The organism is Labrenzia sp. CP4 (assembly GCF_001579905.1).
In the GTDB taxonomy this organism is placed as follows: domain Bacteria; phylum Pseudomonadota; class Alphaproteobacteria; order Rhizobiales; family Stappiaceae; genus Roseibium; species Roseibium algicola.
Genome location: NZ_CP011927.1, coordinates 4,589,819 through 4,615,244, shown reverse-complemented (window position 1 = coordinate 4,615,244; position 25,426 = coordinate 4,589,819). Strand labels below are relative to the sequence as shown.

General features: G+C 60.4%; 23 protein-coding genes. 18 read left to right on the top strand and 5 right to left on the bottom strand.

Features of this window, described 5'->3' with window-relative positions:
* Positions 1 to 19: 19 nt before the first annotated feature.
* From ACP90_RS21165 to fdhF, 16 genes are all read left to right on the top strand, one after another.
* Positions 20 to 625, top strand: a complete 606-nt coding sequence (locus ACP90_RS21165; protein WP_031269624.1) for a GNAT family N-acetyltransferase — start codon at positions 20 to 22, stop codon at positions 623 to 625.
* The gene (locus ACP90_RS21160; RefSeq protein WP_062489879.1) at positions 622 to 1,191 is read left to right on the top strand and encodes a GNAT family N-acetyltransferase; all 570 of its coding nucleotides are present in this window, start codon (positions 622 to 624) and stop codon (positions 1,189 to 1,191) included. Before ACP90_RS21165 ends, ACP90_RS21160 begins: the two co-directional genes overlap by 4 nt.
* A complete protein-coding gene (locus tag ACP90_RS21155; RefSeq protein WP_062489877.1) occupies positions 1,191 to 1,733 on the top strand; it encodes a GNAT family N-acetyltransferase in 543 nt (180 codons plus the stop codon). Before ACP90_RS21160 ends, ACP90_RS21155 begins: the two co-directional genes overlap by 1 nt.
* A 46-nt stretch (positions 1,734 to 1,779) precedes the next feature.
* A complete protein-coding gene (gene obgE / locus ACP90_RS21150) occupies positions 1,780 to 2,826 on the top strand; it encodes a GTPase ObgE (protein WP_023001684.1) in 1,047 nt (348 codons plus the stop codon).
* Complete coding sequence (gene proB / locus ACP90_RS21145) at positions 2,826 to 3,950, top strand: glutamate 5-kinase (RefSeq protein WP_023001683.1); 1,125 nt, start codon at positions 2,826 to 2,828, stop codon at positions 3,948 to 3,950. Before obgE ends, proB begins: the two co-directional genes overlap by 1 nt.
* A 95-nt stretch (positions 3,951 to 4,045) precedes the next feature.
* Positions 4,046 to 5,326, top strand: a complete 1,281-nt coding sequence (locus ACP90_RS21140; protein WP_062489875.1) for a glutamate-5-semialdehyde dehydrogenase — start codon at positions 4,046 to 4,048, stop codon at positions 5,324 to 5,326.
* 62 nt (positions 5,327 to 5,388) lie between these two features.
* Positions 5,389 to 6,024: a nicotinate-nucleotide adenylyltransferase gene (locus ACP90_RS21135; RefSeq protein WP_286145695.1), complete on the top strand. Its 636-nt coding sequence runs from the start codon at positions 5,389 to 5,391 to the stop codon at positions 6,022 to 6,024.
* A 230-nt stretch (positions 6,025 to 6,254) separates the two neighbouring features.
* Positions 6,255 to 6,638 (top strand): ribosome silencing factor, encoded by a 384-nt coding sequence (gene rsfS, locus ACP90_RS21130; protein ID WP_023001680.1) that lies wholly within the window; start codon positions 6,255 to 6,257, stop codon positions 6,636 to 6,638.
* An 80-nt stretch (positions 6,639 to 6,718) separates the two neighbouring features.
* Complete coding sequence (gene rlmH, locus ACP90_RS21125; RefSeq protein ID WP_062489874.1) at positions 6,719 to 7,201, top strand: 23S rRNA (pseudouridine(1915)-N(3))-methyltransferase RlmH; 483 nt, start codon at positions 6,719 to 6,721, stop codon at positions 7,199 to 7,201.
* A gap of 30 nt (positions 7,202 to 7,231) precedes the next feature.
* Entirely contained in the window at positions 7,232 to 7,723 is a 492-nt protein-coding gene (locus tag ACP90_RS21120) for a GNAT family N-acetyltransferase (protein WP_082809818.1), read from the top strand.
* A 281-nt stretch (positions 7,724 to 8,004) separates the two neighbouring features.
* On the top strand, positions 8,005 to 9,384 hold the full coding sequence (locus ACP90_RS21115) for a peptidoglycan DD-metalloendopeptidase family protein (RefSeq protein ID WP_055658261.1): 1,380 nt from the start codon (positions 8,005 to 8,007) through the stop codon (positions 9,382 to 9,384).
* A complete protein-coding gene (locus ACP90_RS21110) occupies positions 9,381 to 10,712 on the top strand; it encodes a S41 family peptidase (RefSeq protein ID WP_023001676.1) in 1,332 nt (443 codons plus the stop codon). The genes ACP90_RS21115 and ACP90_RS21110 overlap by 4 nt, the downstream gene beginning before the upstream one ends.
* Positions 10,713 to 10,830: 118 nt before the next feature.
* Positions 10,831 to 11,976: a divergent polysaccharide deacetylase family protein gene (locus ACP90_RS21105; RefSeq protein WP_208984457.1), complete on the top strand. Its 1,146-nt coding sequence runs from the start codon at positions 10,831 to 10,833 to the stop codon at positions 11,974 to 11,976.
* 30 nt (positions 11,977 to 12,006) lie between these two features.
* Positions 12,007 to 12,537, top strand: coding sequence for an RNA pyrophosphohydrolase (locus ACP90_RS21100; RefSeq protein ID WP_062489872.1), 531 nt, complete (start codon positions 12,007 to 12,009; stop codon positions 12,535 to 12,537).
* A gap of 273 nt (positions 12,538 to 12,810) precedes the next feature.
* Positions 12,811 to 14,487, top strand: coding sequence for an NAD(P)H-dependent oxidoreductase subunit E (locus ACP90_RS21095; RefSeq protein ID WP_062489870.1), 1,677 nt, complete (start codon positions 12,811 to 12,813; stop codon positions 14,485 to 14,487).
* On the top strand, positions 14,484 to 17,252 hold the full coding sequence (gene fdhF / locus ACP90_RS21090) for a formate dehydrogenase subunit alpha (protein WP_062489869.1): 2,769 nt from the start codon (positions 14,484 to 14,486) through the stop codon (positions 17,250 to 17,252). Before ACP90_RS21095 ends, fdhF begins: the two co-directional genes overlap by 4 nt.
* Positions 17,253 to 17,356: 104 nt before the next feature.
* On the opposite strand, the gene ACP90_RS21085 is transcribed toward fdhF, so the two are convergent.
* The 3 genes from ACP90_RS21085 to ACP90_RS21075 form a co-directional block, all read right to left on the bottom strand.
* Positions 17,357 to 19,525, bottom strand: coding sequence for a hypothetical protein (locus ACP90_RS21085; RefSeq protein WP_062489867.1), 2,169 nt, complete (start codon positions 19,523 to 19,525; stop codon positions 17,357 to 17,359).
* Between the two features lie 148 nt (positions 19,526 to 19,673).
* On the bottom strand, positions 19,674 to 20,816 hold the full coding sequence (gene queG / locus ACP90_RS21080) for a tRNA epoxyqueuosine(34) reductase QueG (protein ID WP_062489865.1): 1,143 nt from the start codon (positions 20,814 to 20,816) through the stop codon (positions 19,674 to 19,676).
* A 67-nt stretch (positions 20,817 to 20,883) separates the two neighbouring features.
* Positions 20,884 to 21,576 (bottom strand): glutathione S-transferase family protein, encoded by a 693-nt coding sequence (locus ACP90_RS21075; RefSeq protein ID WP_023001669.1) that lies wholly within the window; start codon positions 21,574 to 21,576, stop codon positions 20,884 to 20,886.
* Between the two features lie 218 nt (positions 21,577 to 21,794).
* Here ACP90_RS21075 and ACP90_RS21070 point away from each other — a divergent pair, with 218 nt between their 5' ends.
* Positions 21,795 to 22,601, top strand: coding sequence for an undecaprenyl-diphosphate phosphatase (locus ACP90_RS21070; protein WP_055658273.1), 807 nt, complete (start codon positions 21,795 to 21,797; stop codon positions 22,599 to 22,601).
* A gap of 83 nt (positions 22,602 to 22,684) precedes the next feature.
* Here ACP90_RS21070 and ACP90_RS21065 read toward each other — a convergent pair whose 3' ends face one another.
* The gene (locus ACP90_RS21065) at positions 22,685 to 23,713 is read right to left on the bottom strand and encodes a WYL domain-containing protein (protein WP_062489864.1); all 1,029 of its coding nucleotides are present in this window, start codon (positions 23,711 to 23,713) and stop codon (positions 22,685 to 22,687) included.
* A 150-nt stretch (positions 23,714 to 23,863) separates the two neighbouring features.
* Between ACP90_RS21065 and ACP90_RS21060 the strand changes: the two genes are divergently transcribed.
* Positions 23,864 to 24,100, top strand: a complete 237-nt coding sequence (locus ACP90_RS21060) for a DUF1127 domain-containing protein (protein ID WP_023001666.1) — start codon at positions 23,864 to 23,866, stop codon at positions 24,098 to 24,100.
* Between the two features lie 29 nt (positions 24,101 to 24,129).
* Here ACP90_RS21060 and ACP90_RS21055 read toward each other — a convergent pair whose 3' ends face one another.
* Complete coding sequence (locus tag ACP90_RS21055) at positions 24,130 to 25,392, bottom strand: MFS transporter (protein ID WP_062489862.1); 1,263 nt, start codon at positions 25,390 to 25,392, stop codon at positions 24,130 to 24,132.
* Positions 25,393 to 25,426 lie beyond the last annotated feature (34 nt).

Sequence of the window (25,426 nt, the reverse complement as noted above, 5' to 3'; positions counted from 1 at the left end):
GTTTTGGCTGGAGGAAAAGATGGTTGTTGAAAGTGACGGTTTATTAGACGAAAGCAGTCTGGCTGCGGCCCCATTGCCGCAGGAAGCGGTTCGTGTGCGGCTCGACAAGCCGCGTATGGACGATTTGGCCGATATGGTGTTTCTGGCCAACAACAAGAAAGTGGCGGCAAACCTTTCCACCATGCCGCATCCTTTCGCATTGGACGATGCCCGGGCGCTGGTCGCCAAGGCCGCGATCAACCAGCCCCGTTCTGCAAGCTTTGCCATCCGCCTGAAGTTAACCGGCCGGCTGATCGGCATCGCGCGGTATGCCAATGTCGAGCCCGGCGGTCCGGTGCATGTCGGCTATTGGCTGGGTGAACCCTTCTGGGGCCAGGGTCTGGCGACAGAGGCGGTGCATGCACTGGTCGACCATGCCTTCACCTATCACGACATCGGCGAGCTGCAGGGATCCTGCAGGGTCACCAACCCGGCATCGCGCCGGGTGCTCGTCAAATCCGGATTTCAGTATCGCGACCAGGCCATGATCCGCTCTCTCGGGGCGGGGGGCTCGGTGCCCATCGAGCGCTACACGCTGGAGCGGGCTGTCTGGAAGTCATTGAAAAGATGGGGGCAGGGACGATGAGCATGTTGCCTGAGCTGAAAACAAGACGCCTGATCCTGCGGCCGATCGAGATGTCGGACGCCGAAGCCATGGTTGCGCTGGCGGGCAAGGATTTCGAGGTTGCCCGCTGGATGACGTCGTTCACCTGGCCTTATGAGGACGGGGCTGCGGAAGCCTTCCTGAAGACGGTGGTCGGCAAGGATCCGTTCGAAACCGAAGCGCTGTTTGCCATTACGCTCGGTGGGGTGTTCATCGGGGTGGTTGCCATCGAACCGCCGGGTGACCTGGATGATCTGCCGGACCTGCCGACACTCGGCTACTGGCTCGGCCGGGCGTTTCAGGGGCACGGCTATGCCAGCGAGGCTGTAGAGGCTGCTCTCGCCTGGGCGTTCGAAGCCTTTGAGACGGACGCCATAGCCGCGCGCGCCTTTGAGGACAACTTCCGCTCCCGCGGTCTGCTGCGGAAAATGGGTTTCAAGCCTTACTCCATGACGGAACGTTTTTCGAAGGCACTGGATCGCAGGGTTTCCAACGTGATCGTCCGCCTGGCGCGCACCGATTTCGATGCACGCAAGGAAGCGGCCTGATGCCGCCCGTTCTGAAGACCGAGCGTCTGGTCCTTCGAGCCCCGCGCCCGGAGGACCTGGATCGCTGCGCCGAGCTTCTGGGTGACTACGAAGTCGCCAAGATGCTGTCGCGGGTTACCTACCCTTACGATCTGGAGCAGGGCCGGGCTTATCTGGCGCTGTCTGTCGAGCGCTGGTCGACATGGCAGGAGGCGGAAGAACTCGGTTTCCAGATCGACTACGACGGCCTGATGATCGGTGGCGTCGGCTTCAAAAAGTTGCGGGAGACCCCGGAGATCGGCTATTGGCTGGGGCGCGCCTATTGGGGCAAGGGATATATGAGCGAAGCAGTGCAGGCGGCGGTCGCCTGGCTGCTCGGCAATACGGATCACAAGTTGGTCGCCTGCGAAGCCATGACAGAGAACCCGGCTTCGCTCGGCGTTGCCCGGAAATTGGGTTTCCGGGAAGTTGGTGAAGTGGGCTGTGCCAGCGTGTCGCGAGGCTGTACGATGCCCGCCATTCGCACCGAGATGACACGAACAGACTTTCTGAACGGCCATTGATCCGATCGGGATCCGGCCTGAAACAGGACGAAAAGAGAAAAAGAAAATGAAATTCCTAGATCAGGCCAAGATCTATGTGCGCTCTGGCAATGGCGGAGCGGGCTGCGTATCGTTCCGGCGCGAGAAATACATCGAATATGGCGGACCGGACGGTGGTGACGGCGGCAAGGGTGGTGATGTCATCATCGAATGTGTCGACGGCCTGAACACGCTTATCGACTATCGCTACAAGCAGCACTTCAAGGCGGAAACCGGCATTCACGGCATGGGCCGCAACCGCACCGGCGCGCACGGCGGCGACGTTGTGCTGAAGGTTCCTGTCGGTACCCAGATCTTCGAGGAAGACAACGAGACGCTGATTGCCGACCTGACCGAGCTTGGCCAGAAGGTGATGCTTCTGAAAGGGGGCAACGGCGGCTTTGGCAACGCCCATTTCAAGTCGTCGGTCAATCAGGCGCCGCGCAGGGCCAACCCTGGTCTTGAAGGCGAGGAAAAATGGATCTGGCTGCGGCTGAAGCTGATCGCCGATGCCGGCCTGGTTGGCCTGCCCAATGCGGGCAAGTCCACCTTCCTTGCAACGGTATCGGCTGCAAAGCCGAAAATTGCCGACTATCCGTTCACGACCATTCACCCCAATCTTGGCATCGTGCAGATCGACGGTCGCAGCTTTGCCATGGCCGATATTCCCGGACTGATCGAGGGGGCGCACGAAGGCACGGGCCTTGGCGACCGCTTCCTTGGGCATGTCGAACGCACCCGCGTTCTGCTTCATCTGGTTGACGGCTCCGGCCAGGAAGACCCGGGCGAAGCCTATCGGATCGTGCGCGGCGAGTTGGATGCCTATGGCGCCGGGCTTACGGAGAAACCCGAGATCGTGGCGCTCAGCAAGTGCGACGCTCTCAATGAAGACCTGATTGCCGAAAAGGCAGCGAGCCTTGAGGAAGCCTGTGGTCAGAAACCGCTGATCCTGTCCTCGGCCAGCGGCCTCAATGTCGACCGGGCGCTGCGCATGATCGTGCGCGCGATTGACAGGGACAAGGAAGAAGAAGCCAACCAGGTGCCTGCACCCGAACAAGAGGGCTGGCATCCCTGATGTCCCGCAGTCTGAGAGACTTCAGCCGCATCGTTGTCAAGATCGGCTCCGCCCTGCTTGTCGAGCAGGGCGAACTCAAGCGTAGCTGGCTCAACGCGCTGATCGCCGATGTGGTCAAGCTGTCCGATGCCGGTGCGGAGGTGCTGCTTGTCTCCTCCGGATCGATTGCGCTTGGTCGCGGTATTCTCGGGCTGCCTGGTGGGCCGCTGAAGCTGGAGGAAAGCCAGGCGGCGGCCGCAGCCGGACAGATCGCGCTGGCCCAGGCCTATGCGGATGCCCTTGGTGCGCATGGCAAGAAGGCTGGTCAGATCCTGCTCACCCTTGGCGACACGGAAGAAAGGCGGCGCTATCTCAATGCGCGCGCCACTATCGGCACTCTGTTGAAGCTTGGTGCGGTACCGATTATCAACGAAAATGATTCCGTGGCGACTTCCGAAATTCGTTATGGCGACAACGACCGGCTGGCAGCGCGTGTTGCCACCATGGCCAGCGCCGACTGCCTTGTGCTGCTGTCGGATATTGACGGGCTTTATACCGCACCGCCCCAGCAGAACCCCGATGCAGTGTTCCTGCCGGAAGTGCCGCGCATTACCCATGAAATCGAATCCATGGCCGGCAGCGCCGGATCGGAGCTTTCGCGCGGCGGCATGAAGACGAAAATCGATGCCGGCAAGATCGCGACCGCGGCCGGAACGTCGATGGTGATCACCTCCGGCAAGGAACTCAACCCGCTTCAGCGGCTGGATCAGGGCGCCCGCGGCACCTGGTTCCCGGCGCTCAGTTCACCTGCCAGTGCCCGCAAGGCCTGGATTGGCGGCCATCTGGAGCCGCGCGGCGAAATCCGGCTGGATGCAGGTGCGGTCAAGGCGATGACGTCTGGCAAGAGCCTCCTGCCTGCCGGAGTGACATCTGTATCGGGAAGTTTTTCGCGCGGCGACGCCGTGACATTGCTCAACCCGGAAGGCCGGATCATCGGCCGGGGGCTGATTGCATATGACGCGGACGAAGCGCAGTTGATTGCAGGCCGCAACAGCCGCGAGATTGAAGCCATCGTCGGCTATCCGGGCCGGGCGGAAATGATCCACCGGGACGATCTGGTTCTGGAACTGCCCGCGCTCGAGTGAGTGTGAGCGAACCGATGGATGCCTTTTGAGGCAGAACGCGCTAAAACGCGGAAAGACTGGCGGCGGTGAACGCCGCAAAACGGGAGCAAGTGAGTATGCTGGAAGTAGTCGAGGCAAAGACGACCGAGGACTTGATGGCAGAGATCGGGCAGCGCGCCCGTGCTGCCGGCCGGATCCTTGCCATCGCTCCAGCAGACCAGAAGAACAAGGCCCTGGCCGAAATGGCAGCCGCCGTTCGGGTTGCAACACCGGATATTCTTGCAGGCAACCGTCTCGATCTCGAAGCGATGAAGGCAGGCGGCCAGACGGCAGCGTTCCTGGATCGTGGCACGCTTACGGAAGAGCGGATCGAGGCGATTGCCAAAGCCCTTGAGGACATTGTCGCGCTGGACGATCCCGTCGGCAGCGTGATCGCCGCCTGGGATCGGCCGAACGGCCTGAAGATCGAACGTGTGCGCACGCCCCTGGGTGTTATCGGTGTCATTTACGAAAGCCGCCCGAACGTGACCGCGGATGCAGGCGCGCTGTGTTTGAAAGCCGGCAACGCCGTTGTTCTGCGTGGCGGCTCCGACACCATCAATTCCAACCGGGCGATCCATGCGGCCCTGCAGAAAGGCCTCGTCGCCGCCGGTCTGCCGGAAGATGCGATCCAGATCGTTCCGGTGACCGACAGGGCCGCTGTTGGCGAAATGCTGCGCGGTCTTCAAGGCAACCTCGATGTCATCGTCCCGCGTGGTGGCCGCAGCCTTGTCGAGCGTGTGCAGACCGAAGCTCGCGTGCCGGTCTTTGCCCATCTGGAAGGCCTGGTGCATATCTTCGTCGACAAGGCGACCGATCTTGAGAAATCCGTCGAGGTGATCGTCAATTCCAAGCTTCGCCGGACCGGCATCTGCGGGGCGCTGGAAACATTGCTGGTGCATGAAGACGTGGCCCACAGCCACTTGCCGGTGATCGTGAAGGCACTTCAGGAAAAGGGCTGCGAGATCCGGGGCGGTGCGATTGTGCGCGACATTTGCGAAAACATCGTGCCGGCAAGCGAGGACGACTGGTCGACGGAGTATCTGGACAAGATCCTTTCGGTGAAGGTGGTCGCGGATCTCGACGCTGCCATGGAGCATATCGCGCGCTACGGTTCCAACCATACCGATTGCATCCTGACCGAAGATCAGGCGACTGCCGACCGGTTCCAGCGGGAAGTGGATTCAGCCATCGTGCTGCACAATGCGTCGACCCAATTTGCCGATGGTGGAGAATTCGGCATGGGTGCGGAGATCGGCATTGCCACTGGGCGCATGCATGCACGCGGACCAGTCGGCGTGGAGCAGCTGACCAGCTTCAAGTACAAGGTGCGCGGCACCGGCCAGACCCGCCCGTGACGACCGCCCTTGAAGACCGCCAGGAATGCCCGCCCGTAATGACCAATCGTGAGTTCGCCTGAATGAGCCCCTTGAGTCTTGGCGCGGGACTGGACCGTGACTGGATGAAACTGCCCCATGCCGAGCCGGGCAACCGCATCGGCATTTTCGGCGGATCCTTCAATCCTCCTCATTCAGGTCACCGGTTGGTGGCTTCGACCGTGTTGAAGCGGCTGGGGCTGGATCAGGTCTGGTGGCTGGTGACACCTGGCAACCCGCTCAAGAGCCACGCGGACCTGGCGCCGCTGGAGCGGCGGCTGCGCCTGACGGGGGACCTTGCCGACCATCCACGCATGAAGGTCACCGCCTTCGAGCAGGTTCTGGGAACACCCTATACGGCCAGAACGCTGGTTGCCCTGCGCCAGATGCGTCCATCTGTCCGATTCGTTTGGGTCATGGGGGCTGACAATTTAGCCGGCTTCCATCGCTGGCAGGACTGGCGCGACATCGTCGGCTCTGTGCCGATCGCCATTGTCGACCGGCCGGGAGCCTCCTTGTCAGTGATGTCGTCTCCCATGGCAAAAGCCTATGAAAAATATAGGCTTCCTGAAGAAGATGCAGCACTTCTGCCGGAAATGGAGGCGCCGATCTGGACTTTTCTGCACACGCCATTGGACCGGACATCGTCCACCGATCTGCGCCTTGGGCAAAGGCGGTAAACAGCGGATTTGCCAAGAATTCCCGCGTGTCTTGAAAATGCCAAACGGGAAGCGGTATTATAGGGACGGTCGCGATGAGCGCGGCCGAGGTACGGTCAACCGGTCCTGCATCCAAAACGGGTGACGTACGAAGTCGGACGTTTCAGTTCGTGACGACGTTGGGCGCGGGACGGCATAAACGGCGAAAGGCACAACACCTGACCATGACCTTTGAAAGTGGGCGGACAGACATGTCCTCTCCTCTGCAGGCTTCCGTAGGTAAAGAACTTGCGGCAGACCTCCTCGATACGGTCCTCACCAGTCTTGACGACTCCAAAGCTGAGGACGCTGTTACCCTCGACATCGCAGGCAAGAGTTCACTGGCCGATTACATGGTAATCGTGTCCGGTCGTTCCCATCGTCACGTGGGCGCGATTGCCGAGCACTTGCTGAAAGACCTCAAATCGGCCGGCGCCGGATCGGCAACGGTTGAGGGTCTGAACATTTGCGATTGGGTGCTGATCGATGCGGGTGATGTGATCGTACACATCTTCCGTCCGGAGGTTCGCGGCTTCTACAATCTTGAGAAGATGTGGGCACCGGAAGAGGATGCGGCACCGCATTACATCGGCTGAGCCGGCATTGAGGCCCTGAAGCAGGGCCTCCGTCTGCTGCCGGGCAGATTTTTCACCGGATCGATCTCCGGCAGGGACTTATGCGCTTTACGCTCTTCTGCATTGGCAAAATGAAAGCCGGTGCGGACAAAGAACTTTTCGACCGATATATCGACCGCGCCCGCAAGACAGGCCGCGGTCTCGGCGTTACCGAAGTCATCATCAACGAAATGCCGGAAAGCCGTGCGCAGCGCGCCGATGACCGCAAGGCGGAAGAAGCGCGGGGAATTCTTGCCGCGCTCAACGCCGGGGCGCGGCTGGTGGTGCTGGACGAGAACGGCAAGAACCTGACCAGCCCGGCCTTCAGCCAGAAACTGGAAGCCTGGAAGGATGAAGGTGTTCCCGACGTGGTCTTTGCCATTGGCGGAGCGGATGGTCACGGCCAGGAGGTTCTGAGCCGCGCCGATCTTAAACTCGCTCTTGGTGCCATGACCTGGCCGCATCAGATCGCCCGCATTCTTTTGGCGGAGCAGGTCTACCGCGCCATGACGATCCAGTCCGGTCACCCTTATCACCGTGTGTGAGACTTCTGAAAAAGCCCTGGGAGAGAACTGGTGATACCGGCACTTGAGACCGAAAGACTGATTCTGCGGCCGATGACCATGTCGGACTGGCCGGCGTACGAGGCTTTGATGGCCTCGGATCGATCCCAATATATGGGAGGCCCGCTATCGCGGTTTGCAGCCTGGGGCCTGTTCTGTCACGACATTGCGCAATGGCAGTTGATGGGGCATGGGGCCCTGATGATGGAGGCGCGCGGCTCCGGCGAGGTCTTCGGTCAGGTCGGTATCAATCATGGCCCGCTTTTTCCGGAACATGAACTCGGCTGGTTCGTCTATGAGCATGCGGAGGGCAGTGGCTACGCTTTCGAGGCGGCCAGGGCCTTTCGTGACTGGGCACGGCAGGAACGCCGTCTACCGTCGCTCGTCAGTTATATGGATCAGGAAAACACCCGCTCGGCGCGCCTTGCCGAACGGCTTGGAGCCCATCTCGATGTCGATGCTGCGCGCCCGGACCCCAAGGATATTGTCTACAGACATTACTGATTGTGAAGGACAGGAGATGGGGTTTTCGTCGGAAAACCTGTTGTCGTAACGGCACTATGACCAAAAATTAACGATTGAAACGGCGGAAAAAGGCGAGAATGCCTGTATCTCGCCGCATTCGCCACGTAACGGTCATCGATCAGACAGAAGAGGGAATGCGATCCTCGGTGGGAGCAGAAGTTAATTGGCCGGTCACTAGGGTAAACGGTTCGTTAACGCAGACTGTGTATCGCATTGGAAGATAACCCTTTGGGAGCTTAGGCAGGTTGATAGCGGATCGCATGACAGCGGCGCGTTCGGAACTCGAGAGACGGAAGAAATTCCGCCCGCTCTTGAGTGGCCTGACTGCGGCCTTGCTCGTTCTGCCCCTGCCAGCCGGATCGACGGAAAGTGTCGATGAGACCACCACCCAGGAACAGGCGGCTCCGCCTGCTGAGGTGACTGCTGCACTGGAACGCAAGAAACAACGCGAAGAGGAACTTGCCGCGCTGTCGCGCGATATCGAGGTATCGACGGACCGGCAGGCGACCATCGCACGCGAAATCCGCGCACTTGATCGCGACCGGGACACGTTGAATGCCAAGATCATCAGCACGTCCGACACGATCAAGGGCCTGGAAGGCGAACTGACCGATACCGAGCGGCGGCTGCGCGCGCTGGGGGAGAATGAGGACGCGGTGCGCTTGTCGCTGATTGCTCGCCGCGACGTGCTGGCAGAAGTTCTGGCTGCCCTGCAGCGAATCGGACGCCGTCCGCCACCGGCGCTTGCCGTGCGCCCGAGCGACGCGCTGTCGGCTGTGCGCAGTGCGATTCTCCTGAACGCGGTCATGCCGGAGCTGAAGGTAGAAACCGAGGCACTGGCAGCAGATCTTGAGGAATTGCACCGCCTGAAGACGGTGATTGCTGAGGAAAAAAACCGCCTGCGCGGCGACGCGATGCGATTGGCTGAGGAAAAGTCCCGGCTGGAGCTTCTTCTGAGCGCGAAAAGGCAGGAACATCAAAGATCGGTACAGGACCTTCAGGAAGAGAAGGAGCGTGCAGCGGAACTTGCGGACAAGGCGGGATCTCTCCAAGAATTGATCGCGACCCTGGAAGTGGAAATCGAGAGCGCCCGGGAGGCGGCGGAAAAGTCGCGTCAGGCAGCACTCGAGGCCAGGAAAAATCCGTCGCGCTCGTATGATCCCTTTGCAGATCCTGGGCGTCTGGCACCGGCCATTTCGTTCCAGGAAGCCAAGGGCAAGCTGCCTCAGCCTGTTGCCGGTACGCTTTTGAAGGACTATGGCCAGGAAGACGATTTCGGCGGTGTGACGGAGGGTCAATCTATCGCCACACGGCCTGGGTCCAATATTACGTCACCTGCCGACGGATGGGTGGTCTATTCCGGACCGTTCCGTTCGTTCGGACAGCTCTTGATCCTGAATACCGGCGACGGCTACCATGTGTTGCTGGCCGGAATGGACCGGATCGATGCGGAGTTGGGGCAATTTGTTTTGACCGGGGAACCGGTCGGAGTGATGGGCGCAACCCAGTGGGCAAGCGCTTCGACGTTCGGTTTGGGCTCGACCCAGCCGATCCTTTATGTTGAATTCCGGAAAGACGGTCGTGCGATCGATCCCACACCCTGGTGGGCACGCACTGAAGAAGAAAAGGCTCGCGGATGATACGGAAAGCTTCCTTGCTGCTTGTGGGTGCTCTCATGGGAGCAGCAGCAATCACGACACTGTCCCAGATGCCGATCAATGTCTCGGTAGCGGCCAATGCGGCGGCAACGGATACGTACCGGCAGCTTAACCTGTTTGGCGACGTGTTCGAACGCGTGCGGTCAGACTACGTGGAAGTCCCTGATGACGCCCAGCTCATCGAGAGCGCCATCAACGGCATGTTGACCTCCCTCGACCCGCACTCCAGCTACATGTCTCCGAAGAGCTTCCGGGACATGCAGGTGCAGACCCGCGGCGAATTCGGTGGTCTCGGCATTGAAGTCACCATGGAAGAAGGCCTCGTGAAGGTCGTGTCGCCGATTGACGATACGCCTGCCGCCAAGGCCGGTGTCCTGGCAGGTGACTACATCACCTACATCGATGGCGAACAGGTCCAGGGACTGACCCTCAACGAAGCGGTCGAAAAGATGCGCGGTCCGGTCAAGACGGACATCGTGGTGACGGTGCGCCGCAAGGGCCGCGCCGAGCCGTTCGACATCACCATCACCCGCGACATCATCCGCATCCGTTCGGTTCGCTGGCGGGAAGAGGATGACGTCGGATATGTTCGCGTCACCCAGTTCAACGAACAGACCTTCGACGGCCTGAAGGAAGGCATCGAGGAAATGACCGCGAACATTGGTGAAGACAAGCTCAAGGGCTTCGTCATCGACCTGCGCAACAACCCGGGTGGTCTGCTGGATCAGGCAATTGCCGTTTCCGACGCCTTCCTGGACCGTGGCGAGATTGTTTCGACACGTGGCCGTGAAGCCGACGAAACCCAGCGCTACAACGCACGGGCTGGCGACCTGACAACCGGCAAGCCGGTAATCGTGCTGGTCAACGGCGGCTCCGCCTCCGCTTCGGAAATCGTTGCAGGTGCGCTGCAGGATCATCGCCGGGCAACCATTCTCGGCACACGGTCCTTCGGCAAGGGCTCGGTGCAGACGATCATCCCGCTTGGTGCCAACGGCGCCATCCGCCTGACCACGGCTCGGTACTACACCCCGTCTGGCACATCGATCCAGGCCAAGGGCATCGTGCCGGACATTGAGTCCCTGCAGGATCTGCCGGACGATCTGGTCGGCCGTGTCGATACCAAGGGCGAAGCCGGTCTTCGTGGCCACCTGGAAGCCTCCGAAGGTGAGGAAGAATCCGGTAGCCAGGCCTATGTGCCGTCCGATCCGAAGGACGATACCCAGCTGAACCTGGCACTCGACCTTCTGCGCGGTAATCAGGTGAACAGCGCCTTCCCGCCGGTCTCCGACAGCGCGGCTGTCAAAAACTAAATCAAAAAACGCGCGCCGGTCCGCCGGCGCGCGACTTGCCGTTCTCGTTCTGCGTATATCAAAAACAAACTTTCCGTTTCGGGGACATCCTGAAACCGGGCAATAGGCTCAGGACGATATGTCGAGCGAAGATCTCACAGCTCCTTTAGGCATGGGCAAGCGGCGGCTGGTCAGGCTGCCGTTCGGTCTTATCGGGGTCGGAATTCTGAGCGTGATCCTCACTTCTACGCTCGTCTGGATCACTGTTGTCGACGACCCGCTTGGCGGAGAACCCGTCGCCGTTCTGCCGCTCGACGCCATTGTCGAAGGCGTGACCTCCCAGGACATCGAAGTGGTTGAGATCCGCCCGGGCATCAACGGTGACCTGGGCCCGAACCTGCGTCCGGAAAGCAGCAAGGATCTGCTTGGCCCGCGCTACGACATGGTCATGCGACCGGACGGACTGGGTCCGGAAGCCCCGGTAACCGGCCTGTCGATCAATCCGGACAGCCGTGTCAGCGAACGGTCCGATTTCGGGTTCCTGCCGAAAGTCAGCGATGCCGGTATCCGTCCGCTGGATGCCTATTCCCGGCCCATCGTTCGCGAGTTCACCTCGATCCCGAAAATTGCCGTCATCGTGACCGGGCTCGGCCTGAGTGAAACCGGTACGCAGAACGCCATTACCCGGTTGCCGGCCGATACGACCTTTGCGCTTGCCCCTTATGGTGAAGACCTGGACCTGTGGATGCAGCAGGCCCGGACCAAGGGCCATGAACTGCTGCTGCAATTGCCGCTGGAGCCGTTCGATTTTCCCGACAATGACCCGGGCCCGCACACGCTGCTGGTCAGCCTGCGCCCCAATGAAATGATGGATCGGCTTGGGTTCCTGCTCACGCGGGCGACCAATTATGTCGGCGTCATTCCTGAAATGGGCGCGCGTTTCACGGCGACGAAACCCTCCATGGAGTTCCTTCTGGAAAAACTGAAGGCGCGTGGCCTGATGTTCGCCGACAACGGCACATCTTCCCGGTCCATCGCCGATGATGTCTCCAAGGAAATGCGCGTTCCCTTCAGTGGGGTGGACGTGGTGCTGGACGAAGTACCGCGTGAAGACGATATTAACGCCAAGCTGCTGCAGCTGGAAAGCGTCGCCCGTGCCCGCGGTGTCGCGGTGGCGACCGCATCCGCATTGCCTGTGACCGTGCGCCAGCTGGAAAAGTGGGTGCAGGATCTTGAAGAGCGCGGTCTCCAGCTGGTCCCCGTCAGCGCGACCATCGATCGATAATTCTGAGAAACTGAGCACCAAGAGGTATTCGTGAAGAAGCTGGCACTCGGACCGGGATTTCCGGAACCCGTCGACGGTCTTCCCTATCGGCCCTGCGTCGGTATCATGCTGATCAACAAGGCAGGCAAGGTCTGGATCGGCAGCCGCGATGATGGAGGCAGTTCCTCCAACTACGAATATTGCTGGCAGATGCCGCAAGGCGGCATCGACAAGGGCGAAGCACCCGAACCGGCTGCCCGGCGCGAGCTTTACGAGGAAACCTCGATCAAGTCCGTTTCCCTTCTGGAAGAAGCCCCGGAGTGGTTCGCCTACGACTATCCAGAAGAGGTCGTCCGCACATCGCGCAAGGGCAAGTATCGCGGTCAGGCTCAGCGCTGGATCGCCTACCGCTTCGACGGATCGGAAGACGAAATCGATATCCTCACGCCCCCGGACGGCCACACCGCGGAATTCAGCGAGTGGCGCTGGGAAGATGCCGACCGGCTGCCCGGTTTGATCGTGCCATTCAAGCGCCCAGTCTATGAGCGCGTGGTTGCCGCGTTTTCCCATCTGACCTCGTAAAACGAAGCTCATCCGACACGGGCTGAAAAGCCCCCTGGAACCTGCCGGGTTCGCGGTGCTTTTTGTCCGTGAGGTGCTCCAAAGCGTCAGCATTGGAGTCCCGCTTGTCGTTTTTCAAACAGACAGGCTGACTCGGCGCGGCTAACATCCGGACCAAAATGCGGGGTAGGTCCTGGGTTCGCCTGTTCGAACCATCAGCCGCCCCCGCGAAGATCGAGAGAGGAGCGCGGACGCGAAATCCAGATGCGCTCCAGCAATACGGGAGGTACGCCAATGTCTTTCGGCAAGGGGCTTTCACGCAAGCCGTCCCAGCCAAAAGGGCGTCAGTTGGAAGATGCGGCCCTGGACGAAGTCCGGAATTTGCTGGGTGATGAGCCGCGCCGGCGCGACCTGCTCATTGAACATCTGCACAAGATCCAGGACGCATTTGGCTGTCTTGAGGCTCGGCACCTGCGCGCATTGGCCGACGAGATGCGCCTGTCGCAAGCCGAGGTCTATGAGGTCGCGAGCTTTTACCACCATTTCGACATCGTCCGGGAAGGGGATGCAAAGCCTGCACCTCTGACCATTCGTGTTTGCGACAGCGTTGCCTGCGCGCTCAAGGGGGCGGACGCTCTGGCTGCTGCGCTTGAAGCCGGGGTTGATCCGGCAAAAGTCCGCATCCAGAAAGTTCCGTGCATCGGGCGCTGTGCCGGTGCCCCGGCCGTGCAGGTCGGCAAGCGGGCCATCGACAACGCAAGCGAAGTGTCCGTGCGCGCTGCCTTGTTCGAAGGAACGTCCGATCCGGTGGTTCCCGATTACATCAAGCTGGATGCCTACCGCGAGGCTGGTGGTTACAAGTTGCTGGAGCGCGTGCGCGCAGGTGAACTGGATGCAGCGGCAATTGCGGACAAGGCGCTGGAAGCAGGCCTTCGCGGCCTGGGCGGTGCAGGCTTCCCGACCGGCACGAAATGGAAGATCGTCCACGACCTGCCGGCTCCGAAATACCTCACCATCAATGGCGATGAAGGCGAACCAGGCACGTTCAAGGACCGCGTTCACCTGGAACGCGACCCGCACCGGATGCTCGAGGGCGCGCTGATTGCCGCCCATGCGATTTCCGCCGCGCGCATCTATCTCTATATGCGCGACGAATATCCGGCGGTTCTCCAGATCCTGAAGACCGAAATCGAGGCCCTGCGCGAAGCGGGCATCATCACGACCATCGACATCGAACTGCGCCGCGGGGCGGGAGCCTATATCTGCGGCGAGGAAAGCGCGATGATCGAATCGATCGAAGGCAAGCGCGGCCTGCCACGCCACCGCCCACCGTACATTGCCCAGGTCGGCCTGTTCGGTCGGCCGACGCTCAATCACAACATAGAAACCCTGTTCTGGATCAGGGATATCGTCGAGAAGGGTTCGGAGTGGTTCGCCAGCCACGGCCGCCGTGGCCACAAGGGCTACCGCTCCTTCTCGGTTTCCGGCCGTGTCAGGGCCCCAGGCGTCAAGATGGCCCCGGCGGGGATCACCATGAACGAGCTTCTGGCAGAATACTGCGGTGGCATGGAAGAGGGGCACGTCTTCAAAGGCTACCTGCCCGGTGGTGCATCCGGGGGCATCTTGCCCGCGTCTCTTGCCGACGAGCCGCTGGATTTCGGTACGCTCGACAAATACGGCTGTTTCATCGGCAGCCACGCGATCGTCGTTTTCTCCGATCAGGATGACATGCGCGATGTGGCATTGAACCTGATGCGCTTCTTCAAACACGAGAGTTGCGGTCAGTGCACGCCCTGCCGGTCCGGAACGGAGAAGATGGAACATCTGCTGGCAGCAGGCGATTGGGACAAGACGAAGATCACGGATCTCGATGAAGTCATGCGCTCGGCATCCATTTGCGGTCTTGGGCAGGCAGCCAGCAATCCGGTCACGTCGGTGCTGAAATTTTTCCCGGAGGAGTTCGAGAAATGAGCCAGGTCACTTTCTCCCTCGACGGTCGGATGGTCACCGCGGAAGACGGCGAAACCATCTGGCAAGTTGCCAAGCGTGAAGGCGTCGCCATTCCGCATCTCTGCCACAAGGACGCTCCGGGTTATCGCTCCGACGGCAATTGCCGTGCCTGTATGGTCGATATCGAGGGCGAGCGCGTGCTTGCCGCTTCCTGTATTCGCACCCCTGCCGAAGGCATGGTGGTGAAGACCGCCAGCGAACGTGCTTCCAAGGCACGCGAGATGGTGTTCGAACTTCTGGCAGCCGACCAGCCGTCGCGCGACCATCATCCTGACCCGGAAAGTGATTTCTGGAAATGGTCCGACCATGTCGGTGTCTCCACCAGCCGCTTTGCCCCATGCGCCAAACCGGCCCAGGACATTTCCCATCCGGCCATAGCGGTCAATCTGGACGCCTGCATCGCGTGCAATCTGTGCGAGCGAGCCTGCCGGGAAGTACAGGTCAACGACGTTATCGGCATGGCGGATCGCGGTTCGCACACGGTGCCGGTGTTCGATCTGGCAGACCCGATGGGTCTTTCAACCTGCGTTGCCTGCGGCGAATGCGTGTCGGCCTGTCCGACCGGGGCCCTGATGGAAAAGAGCCTTCTGGATGCCAGCGCCAGCAAGCGCGAGATCTTTGCCGAAGAAACCGTCGACAGCGTCTGTCCTTTCTGTGGTGTGGGCTGCCTGACGTCTGTCTCGGTGAAGGACGGCAAGATCGTCAGCGTCGAGGGACGCGACGGCCCGGCCAACGAGAACCGGCTCTGCGTCAAGGGCCGCTTCGGCTTCGATTATGTTTCCAGCCCCGAGCGCCTGACCAAGCCGCTGATCCGCCGGGACGATGCGCCCAAGCGTGGCGACATTGCCATGACGCTGGAAAACCATCTCGACTATTTCCGTGAGGCAACCTGGGACGAAGCGCTCGAGCGAGCCGTTGGTGGTCTTAAAGCGGTTTATGACGCCAAGGGCGGCCGTGGTATTGCGGGCTTCGGCTCGGCCAAGGGCTCCAACGAAGAGGCTTATCTCTTCCAGAAGCTGATCCGCCAGGGTTTCCAGACCAACAATGTCGACCACTGCACGCGTCTCTGCCACGCCTCTTCCGTGGCTGCGCTCATGGAGGGCATCGGTTCGGGTGCAGTGACAGCCCCGTTCAATGCAGCCGGCGACGCAGACTGCATGATCGTGATCGGCGCTCGTCCGGAACAGAACCACCCGGTTGCCGCGACCTACATCAAGCAGGCGGCCAAGAACGGCACAAAGCTGATCGTCATGGACCCGCGCGGCCAGGGGCTGATGCGCTTTGCGGACTACGGCTTGAAGTTCAAGCCGGGAACCGATGTGGCGATGTTGAACGCGATCCTCAACGTCATCATCACCGAAGGCCTCTACGACAGCCAGTATATCGCCGCTCACGTGGACGGCTTCGAGGCACTGAAGGAAAAGATCGTCGATTTCACGCCGGAAGCGATGGAGCCGGTCTGCGGCATCGACGCCCAAACCCTGCGGGAAGTCGCAAGGCTTTACGCCACCAGCGCCAAGTCGATCATCTTCTGGGGCATGGGCGTTTCGCAGCATGTCCACGGCACCGACAACGTCCGCTGCCTGATTGCCATGGCGCTGACAACCGGCCAGATAGGCCGCCCGGGCACCGGCCTGCATCCCCTGCGCGGTCAGAACAACGTGCAAGGGGCATCCGACGCCGGGCTCATTCCGATGGTGTTCCCGGACTATCGTTCAGTTGAAAACCCGGATATCCGCGCCGAATTCGAAGACGCCTGGGGCCGCACGCTCGACCCCGCGCGCGGTTTGACCGTGGTGGAGATCATGGACGATATCCTGGATGGTGGCATCGAGGCGATGTTCGTTCAGGGTGAAAACCCGGCCATGTCTGATCCGGACCAGGCCCATGCCCGCAAGGCACTCGCCAGTCTGAAACATCTTGTGGTTCAGGATATCTTCCTGACCGAAACCGCCTGGCATGCGGACGTGATCCTGCCTGCCTCCGCCCATGCGGAAAAGCTCGGTACGTTCACGAACACCAACCGCCAGGTTCAGATCGGCCGTCCTTGCGTGCCGATGCCCGGTGAAGCACGCGCCGACTGGCAGATCCTCATCGATATCGCCAACCGCCTGGGCCTGAACTGGACCTATGACGGCGTGCCGGCGATCTATGAGGAAATGCGGTCGCACATGAATTCGCTGAGCAACATTTCCTGGGAAAGGCTGGAGCGCGACGGCACGGTCACCTATCCGGCGGATGCCCCGGACAAGCCTGGCAACGAGATCTTGTTCGGCCAGTCCTTCCCGACGGCAGATGGCCGCGGACGCATCGTGCCGACGGATCTGGTGCCGCCGGATGAACTTCCCGACGATGATTTCCCGTTGGTGCTGACCACGGGTCGCATGCTGGAGCATTGGCATACCGGTGCCATGACGCGGCGTGCGGAAGTGCTCAATGCCATCGAACCGGAGCCAGTCGTTTCCATGAACCCGCGCGATATCGAGCGCTCGGGTCTGGACATCGGCCAGCAGGTGAGGGTGGAAACACGGCGCGGCGCAATCACATTGACCCTGCGCGCAGACCGGGACGTGTCGACAGGCATGCTCTTCATCCCGTTCTGCTTCAGCGAAGCCCCGGCCAACTTCCTGACCAACCCGCAGCTGGACCCCTTCGGCAAGATCCCGGAGTTCAAGTTCTGTGCGGCGCGGATCGGAACGGTCGGACAGCAGCAGGCGGCAGAGTGACGCCGGGTCTCGCCAGAACTCAAGGAACGAGCTAACTGCTTGAAGGCAAAAAAGGGCGGCCACTGGCCGCCCTTTTGGTATTTGCATTCACGTGGTCAGAGCAATCAATTGGCAACAATCTTGACTGCAAGCAGATCCGGCAGGGTTTGCGGTGCTGCCATCGAACCCAGGATCTGCGCCAGCGGAACCGGGTTCGGCGGTGTCAGGGTGACCTTCAGTTCCCCCGGATTGTCGAGGAACTTGGACGCTGCTTCAGTAACCATCTGCGTGAAGGCCGCATTCTGGATCGGCGCGGTCATTTGCGTCGCCTGTGCCACCAGGGCTTCCCGGAAGACATTTTCGGGGATGTTCTGAGCCTCGGCAATGTGGGCCAGGCCCTTCTTGGTGAGGCCGGCATCCTTGAAGGTCAGGGATGCGTCGACGAACTGGGCAACCACAAGGGCCATTTGTCCCTGGTTCTCGGGATCCTCGAACAGGGACTTCGGTACGTTTGCAAGACGTGCGGACAATTCGGCGCGGCCGAGCCCTTCGACATCCACCATCATGCGCTCCAGGCGCAGTTCCAGCGTTGCCTCGTCCCAGTAGAGCCGGGTCTCGTCGGACCAGACGACCGTTTCCAGACCGAGAGCTTCCAGCAATGCCTGGGCTTCCGGGTCATCAATGGCCGCGACAGGCACTTTCAGCCCTTCGGTCCTGGCGTGAAAGCTGGTCGGGATTGGCGGCACCGTAGTGGACAGCGTCATCTCGGCTCTGCCGATTTCGGTCCGACCGAGGTCCGGCACGGCAACGTCCAGTCCTTCCAGTTCATAACCGAAAGAGCGCGGCATGAACGCGCGGGCCACCTCCATCGGGTGATCCTCGCCGAAGCTTGGGTCCGCCATCAATGTGCTGATCATGGCACGCATGGGCGTATATTCGGCGAATTCGATATCGCCAATCGCCGCCCAGTCGATCTTGACCGATGCACCTTCCGGCAGGTCCGGGGCATCGAGACCGACCATCATCATTTCGCCGATACCGTCGGAGTTGATCTCCGACATGGACATTTCCTTGATGGCGATTTCCATCGGCTTTTCTGGACCAGGCATCGGTATGGTCACGTTGATACCGCTGATGCGGGCATCGGTGACGCCGAACGACCGGTAGAACTGGAATACGCCGGTGATCAGTTCTTCAGGGGCTGGAACCTGCTTGGCAAACAGACTGTCGAACAGGGCAAGGATGTTGTTGTCACGCTTCAGAACGGTGACTTCTGAAATCGAGGTCTTGTCGACGGCAATTTCAATCGCAAGCCCGTCGGCGATGTCCTGTTTGGACTTGTAGTCGATCGCCGAAGCCGAGCCGAGCATGACCACTTCATCGCCGGTTTCGGGAACATCGGGGTCAAACAGATCGAAGAACGCGGCCGCGTCCATGTCCGTGTAAACGGTCTTGCCCTGGCTGGTGGTCTGGTTCAGCATCTGGCCCGAGGTCGTGTCCAGGGTCTGCATCGACTGGCTCATGCTGTCGATCGTGTATTCCCCGATCCGGCCATCCACAGCGTCGGCCATGCGGTAGCCGGCAATCTGCATGGTGCCTGACAGAACCAGAGTGTCCTTGCCGTCTTCGACCTCATGTGCCTCGATGGTCATCGCCGTGTTGTCGGCCTTGACTTCGTCGTAGGAAGTCAGGAGGGCGGCCTTCACGAACGGCAGCCAGCGGCTGACCTGATGCGCCTCGTCTTCTGCCGGCACTTCCGGCATGGTGAAGCTGTAGTTCGTCGCGGAAACTCCGCTCAACCGGCCGTCGATCTTCAACCGGCCCTTGCCTTCGGCGCTGGCGGAAAGAACCATTTCTGAATCGTCGGAATAGACCCAGTTTGCGGCGTCAAAGTCGCCGTCTTCATGGCTGAGACCTGTAATGGTGACCGTGCCGCTGCTGAATGAAAGCGAATAGGTCAGGTCGGTCAGCTTTTCCGGTTCGATATCCGTGGCGCCGTCATTGCCCGTGACATCCGTTTCCTCTGCCGGAATATCCTCGATCGTTCCGCTGAAGGAGATCGTGCTGTCGGTGAGGGTCAGAGTATCGGTACCTTCGTCATAAGCGACGCTACCGTTTTCGACCTCGACACCCAGGCTCTTCAAGCCTTCTACATAAGCTTCATAGGCGGTCTCGCCGGTGTCCTGCGCAAGGGCGGAGCCGGAAACCAGCGCAAGCGCGGTGCCGAGCATGAGGAGCCGGACGCGGGCCCTGGCTGGTTTGGATGAGAAAACGGAGGCGGGCTGAAAATTCAATGTCGTGGCTCCAATAAAATGATCGGAATCGAGCGGTTTGAACGAGATCGGTCCCGATAGGGTTGGACGTCCAAGTCCTCATCAAGACCTAGGCCATTCCATGACTATGTACCAATCACATGACAAGGTCGAATCGGGAAAAGCCGGATCAGGATTGCGCGAGGAGCCATTCAGAACGCACGGTCTCGTCCGTTTCAACGCGCAACGCCGCGGTTTTGCGGGCCTGAAAATCTTCCTGTGCAGAAAGTTGGCCGAGTGCCCAGACGGCGGTGCCGCGAACAAGGGCGTCGGCATCGTCGAGCAGCGCTTCGATCCTGCCGAGCAGTTCAGTTTCTCCGGAATTGCCGGCGGCAATCAAAACGTTGCGCAGAAACTTTCCCCGTCCGATCCGTTTCACCGGCGATCCGGAAAAGAGCTGGCGGAAAGCTGCGTCGTCCAGCGACAGGAGGTCTGCAAGCTTCGGAGTAATCATCTCCTCCCGGGCAATCAACTTGGCCTCCCTGGCAGCTTCGGCAAACTTGTTCCAGGGACAGGCAGCCAGACAATCGTCACAGCCGTAAATTCGGTTGCCGATGGCGTTGCGAAACGCGTCCGGAATGGGGCCGGGGTGTTCGATGGTGAGGTAGGAAATGCAGCGCCTCGCATCGAGCTGATAAGGCGCGGGAAATGCGTTCGTCGGGCAACTGTCGAGGCAGGCGCGGCAGGAGCCGCAATGATCGCGTTCCGCACCGCTCGGCGGCAGATCCAGTGTGGTGAAGATCGAGCCGAGGAAAAACCAGGACCCGAGATCTCGTGACACCAGGTTCGTGTGCTTGCCCTGCCAGCCAAGCCCGGCAGCCTCCCCGAGCGGCTTTTCCATCACCGGTGCGGTATCGACGAATACCTTCACATCGCCACCGGATCGGGAAACCAGGAAGCTGGCCAGTTCCTTCAAGCGACCCTTGATGACATCGTGATAGTCGCGGTGTCGCGCATAGACGGAAATGCCGCCGGTGGTCTTGTCGGCCAAATGGGCGAGGGGATGTTCGTGCGGTGCGCTGCCGGGGCCATAGTTCATCGCCAGCATGATGACAGAGCGAACCTCCGGCCATAGCGCTTGCGGTGAGGATCGGCGGTCGGCGGTTTCCGCCATCCAGGCCATGCTGCCTTCATAACCCTTGTCCAGGAAGTGCCGCAGGCGTTCGCCCGCTTCCGGAATGCTGTCGGCAGCTGCAACCTTCACGCCGTCGAAACCGAGGGCGCGGGCCTTCTCCTCAAAGGCGGTCAGAAGCTTTTGCGTCTTTCGGTCCAAGGCCTTCGGCTGCTCGCTGGAACAACGTTCAGTTCAACCGGAACCGGTTGAACGCACGAAGAATGCGTCAGAAATCGAGATCCGCATAGGTCTGTGCGGCCGGCATGCCCAGCACCTTCTCGCCCAGGAGCGGGCGCATCGACGGCCGCGACTTGACCCGCGCATACCAGCTCTTGATGTCTTCCTGATCGCTCCAGGGCACTTCGCCCAGATAGTCGGCACACGACAGGGAGGCCGCAAGGGCGAAGTCGGCGAAGGTCAGCCGGTCGCCGGCAACCCAGCGGCGGGAGGCGACCAGATAGCCGAAGTACTTCAGGTGGTGATGGATATTTGCCCGGGCAACGCGCAGGGCTGCCGAATCCGGTTCACCGCCGCCGGCGGACTTCGGCATGATCTGCTTGTAGATGCGTTCACGCACAAGATGACCGATCACTTCCTGATCGAACTTTCCGAGGCTCCACTCGACCAGGCGTCTCGTTTCTGCGCGGGCATCGGGATGATCCGGCATCAACCGGCGGTCGGCAACCGCATAGCCCCGGGTTTCGTCCAGATACTCCATGATCGGTCCGGCGCCGCAAATGGCAGGGCCTTCGTTTTCCACGATAACCGGCACGGTGCCTGCCGCGTTCAGCACCAGGAGCGCCTGAGGCCGCTCCCATGGGTTCACGTGATGCTCCTCGAAGGCGGCTCCGTATTCGCTCAGGATGAGCCGGATGAACCTTGAAGATGGCGAGAACGGATGATGGTAGAGCGTCAGCATGAAGGGGTTAAGAGCCTGAACTGTGGCAAGACTACGTCAAAGCGAATGCCGAATGCTGCAATCGCCTTAACGGAGAGTTTGCCCCGAATATGGTTATCAAGGGTTTGACGGCGTGACTTCGCTTCGTCAAATAAGCGGCGACTTGGGAGACGCCCTGAGTCGCGAGACATACTTGGTCAGGCTGGTTTTCATCAAGCCATTTGGAGACAAGATACACAATGGACGGCCAAACGATTGTTAATGCTCTCATTTTGGGGATTGTCGAAGGTCTGACCGAGTTCATTCCCGTCTCGTCAACCGGTCACATCCTGCTGCTGGGGCATTTTCTCGGCTTCGACAGCACAGGCAAAACTTTCGAGGTTCTGATCCAGCTCGGCGCCATTCTGGCGATCCTGTCGGTTTATTTCGGCCGTTTGTGGACGCTTCTGGTTACGCTGCCAAGTGATCCCTCCAGCCGGCGCTTCGTGGCCGGTATCCTGATTGCCTTCCTGCCGGCCGCCGTCATCGGCGTGCTGCTGCATGGTTTCATCAAGGAAGTGCTGTTCGAAACGCCCGCGCTTATCTGCACGACGTTGCTGCTCGGTGGCATCGTCCTTCTGTGGATCGACCGCCTGCCGCTGAAGCCGCGCTATACAAATGTGATGGATTACCCGCTGTCGCTCTGCCTGAAGATCGGCTTTTGCCAGTGCCTTGCCATGGTGCCCGGCGTTTCACGCTCCGGTGCGACCATTGCCGGTGCATTGCTGATGGGCACCGACAAGCGCTCGGCGGCCGAATTCTCGTTCTTTCTGGCCATGCCGACAATGGCCGGCGCCTTTGCCTACGATCTCTACAAGAACCGCAACGTGCTCTCGATGGACGATGCCATGCTCATTGGTATCGGCTTTGTCGCGTCTTTCATCGCCGGTGTGTTTGTGGTCAAGGGGCTGCTCGACTTCGTCTCCAAACACGGCTTCGCGCCCTTTGCCTGGTGGCGCATTTTCGTCGGCATTGCCGGTTTCGCCGGACTTTATTTCCTGGGCTGAGGCCGCTTCACCAATGTCCGGATCAGCGTGCATATTTTGCTGCGCTTGTCCGGACCGACGGAGCGAGTGTGACGCGGCTTGGCTCAGGCTGAACGGTTGAGCTGTCTCTTGGCCGTATAGGTCCCCGCCAATGCCTCCAGTTCGCTTGCAAGCTCCTGACGAAGGTCCTCCGGGCCAAGCAGTTCCGCCCCCGGCCCGAGCCAGCGGACGAGCGGCAATATGCGGGCCCGCTCGGTAGAGGGGATGCTGACGAGGATCCGGCCTTCTTCGGCCGGTGTGAAGACGGCGTGACGGTAATACCAGTCGGCGCTCAGCTTCTTTGCCTGTGCGGCAGTGATCAGGATCTCGGCAATCGCTTCTTCCTGCTCCCAGCGACGCATCGCCTGCGACAGCCATGCCCCGCCGAGAAGGCTCTTGATGGAGAAGGTCTTGTCGGGCCGGAAAAAGAGCCCGCTGATTTCCAGATCCCGCAGCCGGTCCGCCCGATAGACCTTGAGCGTGTCCGTATCGACGCAGCGTCCGGCCAGGTACCAAAGGTCCCGGTCGAACATGACCCCATAGGGTTCGACGTCATGGGCTTTCACAGTCCGCCTTGTGGGGTTGACGTGTTCGAAGCGGACCCGTTTGCCATCCAGGATACCGGCCATGAATCCGTCGAGGGCCTTCTGCCAGTCGCCCGTCGGTTCCGCCTTTGTGCCGGAATGAAAGATGTCGGGCGGGATTGGTTCGATGCCCACGATCCTGTCGGCCTCTTTCAAGAGCCCGTGAACCGTTTTGGGCAGGGACGCCAACAGCTTCTTTTCCGCGGCTGCAAGATCGTCTGCCAGCGGCACCGTGCGGCTGGAGCGCACCAGTGCCATTGCAGCCAGCAGGGCGGCGGTCTCATTGCGGGTCAGCGCCACGGGTGGCTGAAGATAACCGCTGGCAAGCCGGTAGCCGCCTTCCGCACCACGCTCTGCATCCACCGGAACGCCAAGCGCGATCAGCCTGTCGATGTCGCGATAGATCGTGCGATGGGAAACGTGAAACCGTTCGGCAAGTACGGTTGCCGGGACAAGTTTGCCGCCGGTCAGCAGAAGCAGGATGCCGAGTGCGCGTTCAATCGGGTTCATGGAAAATCGGGCTCTGTGAGGTCGGAACAAAAAAAATCATAACCTGAGAACAGAACGGGATCAAACATGACTCACTGCTGTCAGGATTGATTTGTCATTCTCATCTCGTCCCCAGAAAGGAACGGGCGTTCAGCCCTTAGGAGAAGAGAGATGAGCCTTGAGATCGACACCATTTTCCGCAGCCGCGCAAACAGCCGCAGTGTTCTGTTTTCTGCCCTTCGTGTTTGTGTGGCAGAGTTCCGGAATTATCTTCGCCGCCGGGAAACTAACCGAGCACTTTCTCGCCTGAACGAGAGTGAGCTGAAGGATATCGGCCTGCAACGCACAGAGCTCGGCTACAGCGAGCTGCACGACGACCGCTTCAAGTTGGGGCCTCGGCGTGGATAATCTTTTCCGGCGGCTGGCAAGTTCTCCTGTCAGCCGCCGGATCCGCGCATCAATGCCTTTATCTCCGGCTTGTTCCAGGCAAAGAACATCACAACAAGAGCGGTGAGAGCCGCGATGATCACACCGTAGAACGGCAGATCCAGATCAAGCCCGATCAGTTCCCCGCCCAGCAACGAGATCACGCCCGCCACCAAGGTGAAGACGGCGATGGTCACACCCATGACCCAGCCCTGTTCCTTGTCGCTCACGGCTGCCGAATAAAGCCCGAGAAACGTCGGGTAGGCGATGCCGAAGGCAAAGTAGAAACAGAAGACCGGCACATAGGTCAGAATTGCGTTGGGCGAGGCTATGAAAGCTGCCGCCGACACCGCCCAGACCGTGAAGGTCATGCCCAGAATAGCTTCCTTGCTGAACCGCTTTTGCGCCGGCACCACCAGAAACGTGCTGGAAAAGGCGAGGGCTATGCCGATCGTCAGCATCACCATCGAGCCGCCGAGCGTGCCGTAACCGAAGCGGCTGGTCAGGTAGTTGTCGACGAAGATGTAGAAAGACAGGTTGGCGACGTGAAAGAAGAAGAACACCACCGTCAGCCGCATCACTGTCGGATACTTGCGGATACGCCATAGAAGTTCGAGGATTTCCGAAGGCCGGAACACGAATTTCTGCCGCTCCGCCTCGGCGTCGTGTGCATCCTTGAATGAGAATATCACCAGCAGGATGGCAATCAGCACCAGTACGAAACAGGCATAGAACGGCAGTTTGATGCTCGCCAGGTCGCCAAGCAGGACCGGGTCCGACAGGAGACCGCCGAGTAGCGGGCCGCCGACCAGCCCGAAGCTGACGCCGGTGATGATATAGCCCATGTTCCGGTTGCGGTCCTCGTCATCCGTGCTGCCATCGATCATCGCGGCCTGCGCGATCGGCTGGTTGCCCGCAGTCAGCCCGGTGATCGCGCGGCCCAGGATCAGGAGCAGGAAGCTGTTGAGATAGAGCGCTGCAATGGTGAGCGCATAGCCGCCGAGCGCGCCGAACAGGCAGATCAGGATCGCATTCTTGCGGCCGATGATGTCCGACAGTTTGGAGATGTAGGGCGCACCGAAGAACCAGCACAAGAAGAAGACACCGATGATGAGGCCATAATCGAAATGGCGCATCGCGTCGCTGGCGGACTGTGGCAACATTGATGTCGACGGTTCCATCACCAGGGAATTGATGATCGGAAACACCAGCCCCTGGCCGAGCAGGTCGACAAAGACAACAAAAAGTAACGTGACCTTGGCAAGAAATGACATCTGCGCCTCCCGTCAATTTTGACGGTAGGCGAAG

Excerpts from the sequence above, each read along its gene's own strand:
- ACP90_RS21165 (WP_031269624.1), top strand. The coding sequence starts at position 20 with ATGGTTGTTGAAAGTGACGGTTTATTAGACGAAAGCAGTCTGGCTGCG.
- obgE (WP_023001684.1), top strand. The coding sequence starts at position 1,780 with ATGAAATTCCTAGATCAGGCCAAGATCTATGTGCGCTCTGGCAATGGC.
- rsfS (WP_023001680.1), top strand. The coding sequence starts at position 6,255 with ATGTCCTCTCCTCTGCAGGCTTCCGTAGGTAAAGAACTTGCGGCAGAC.
- ACP90_RS21115 (WP_055658261.1), top strand. The coding sequence starts at position 8,005 with ATGACAGCGGCGCGTTCGGAACTCGAGAGACGGAAGAAATTCCGCCCG.
- ACP90_RS21055 (WP_062489862.1), bottom strand. The coding sequence starts at position 25,392 with ATGTCATTTCTTGCCAAGGTCACGTTACTTTTTGTTGTCTTTGTCGAC.
- ACP90_RS21110 (WP_023001676.1), top strand. The coding sequence starts at position 9,381 with ATGATACGGAAAGCTTCCTTGCTGCTTGTGGGTGCTCTCATGGGAGCA.
- ACP90_RS21105 (WP_208984457.1), top strand. The coding sequence starts at position 10,831 with ATGTCGAGCGAAGATCTCACAGCTCCTTTAGGCATGGGCAAGCGGCGG.
- ACP90_RS21155 (WP_062489877.1), top strand. The coding sequence starts at position 1,191 with ATGCCGCCCGTTCTGAAGACCGAGCGTCTGGTCCTTCGAGCCCCGCGC.
- proB (WP_023001683.1), top strand. The coding sequence starts at position 2,826 with ATGTCCCGCAGTCTGAGAGACTTCAGCCGCATCGTTGTCAAGATCGGC.
- ACP90_RS21075 (WP_023001669.1), bottom strand. The coding sequence starts at position 21,576 with ATGCTGACGCTCTACCATCATCCGTTCTCGCCATCTTCAAGGTTCATC.
- rlmH (WP_062489874.1), top strand. The coding sequence starts at position 6,719 with ATGCGCTTTACGCTCTTCTGCATTGGCAAAATGAAAGCCGGTGCGGAC.
- ACP90_RS21135 (WP_286145695.1), top strand. The coding sequence starts at position 5,389 with ATGAGCCCCTTGAGTCTTGGCGCGGGACTGGACCGTGACTGGATGAAA.
- ACP90_RS21140 (WP_062489875.1), top strand. The coding sequence starts at position 4,046 with ATGCTGGAAGTAGTCGAGGCAAAGACGACCGAGGACTTGATGGCAGAG.
- ACP90_RS21070 (WP_055658273.1), top strand. The coding sequence starts at position 21,795 with ATGGACGGCCAAACGATTGTTAATGCTCTCATTTTGGGGATTGTCGAA.
- ACP90_RS21065 (WP_062489864.1), bottom strand. The coding sequence starts at position 23,713 with ATGAACCCGATTGAACGCGCACTCGGCATCCTGCTTCTGCTGACCGGC.
- fdhF (WP_062489869.1), top strand. The coding sequence starts at position 14,484 with ATGAGCCAGGTCACTTTCTCCCTCGACGGTCGGATGGTCACCGCGGAA.
- ACP90_RS21060 (WP_023001666.1), top strand. The coding sequence starts at position 23,864 with ATGAGCCTTGAGATCGACACCATTTTCCGCAGCCGCGCAAACAGCCGC.
- ACP90_RS21160 (WP_062489879.1), top strand. The coding sequence starts at position 622 with ATGAGCATGTTGCCTGAGCTGAAAACAAGACGCCTGATCCTGCGGCCG.
- ACP90_RS21095 (WP_062489870.1), top strand. The coding sequence starts at position 12,811 with ATGTCTTTCGGCAAGGGGCTTTCACGCAAGCCGTCCCAGCCAAAAGGG.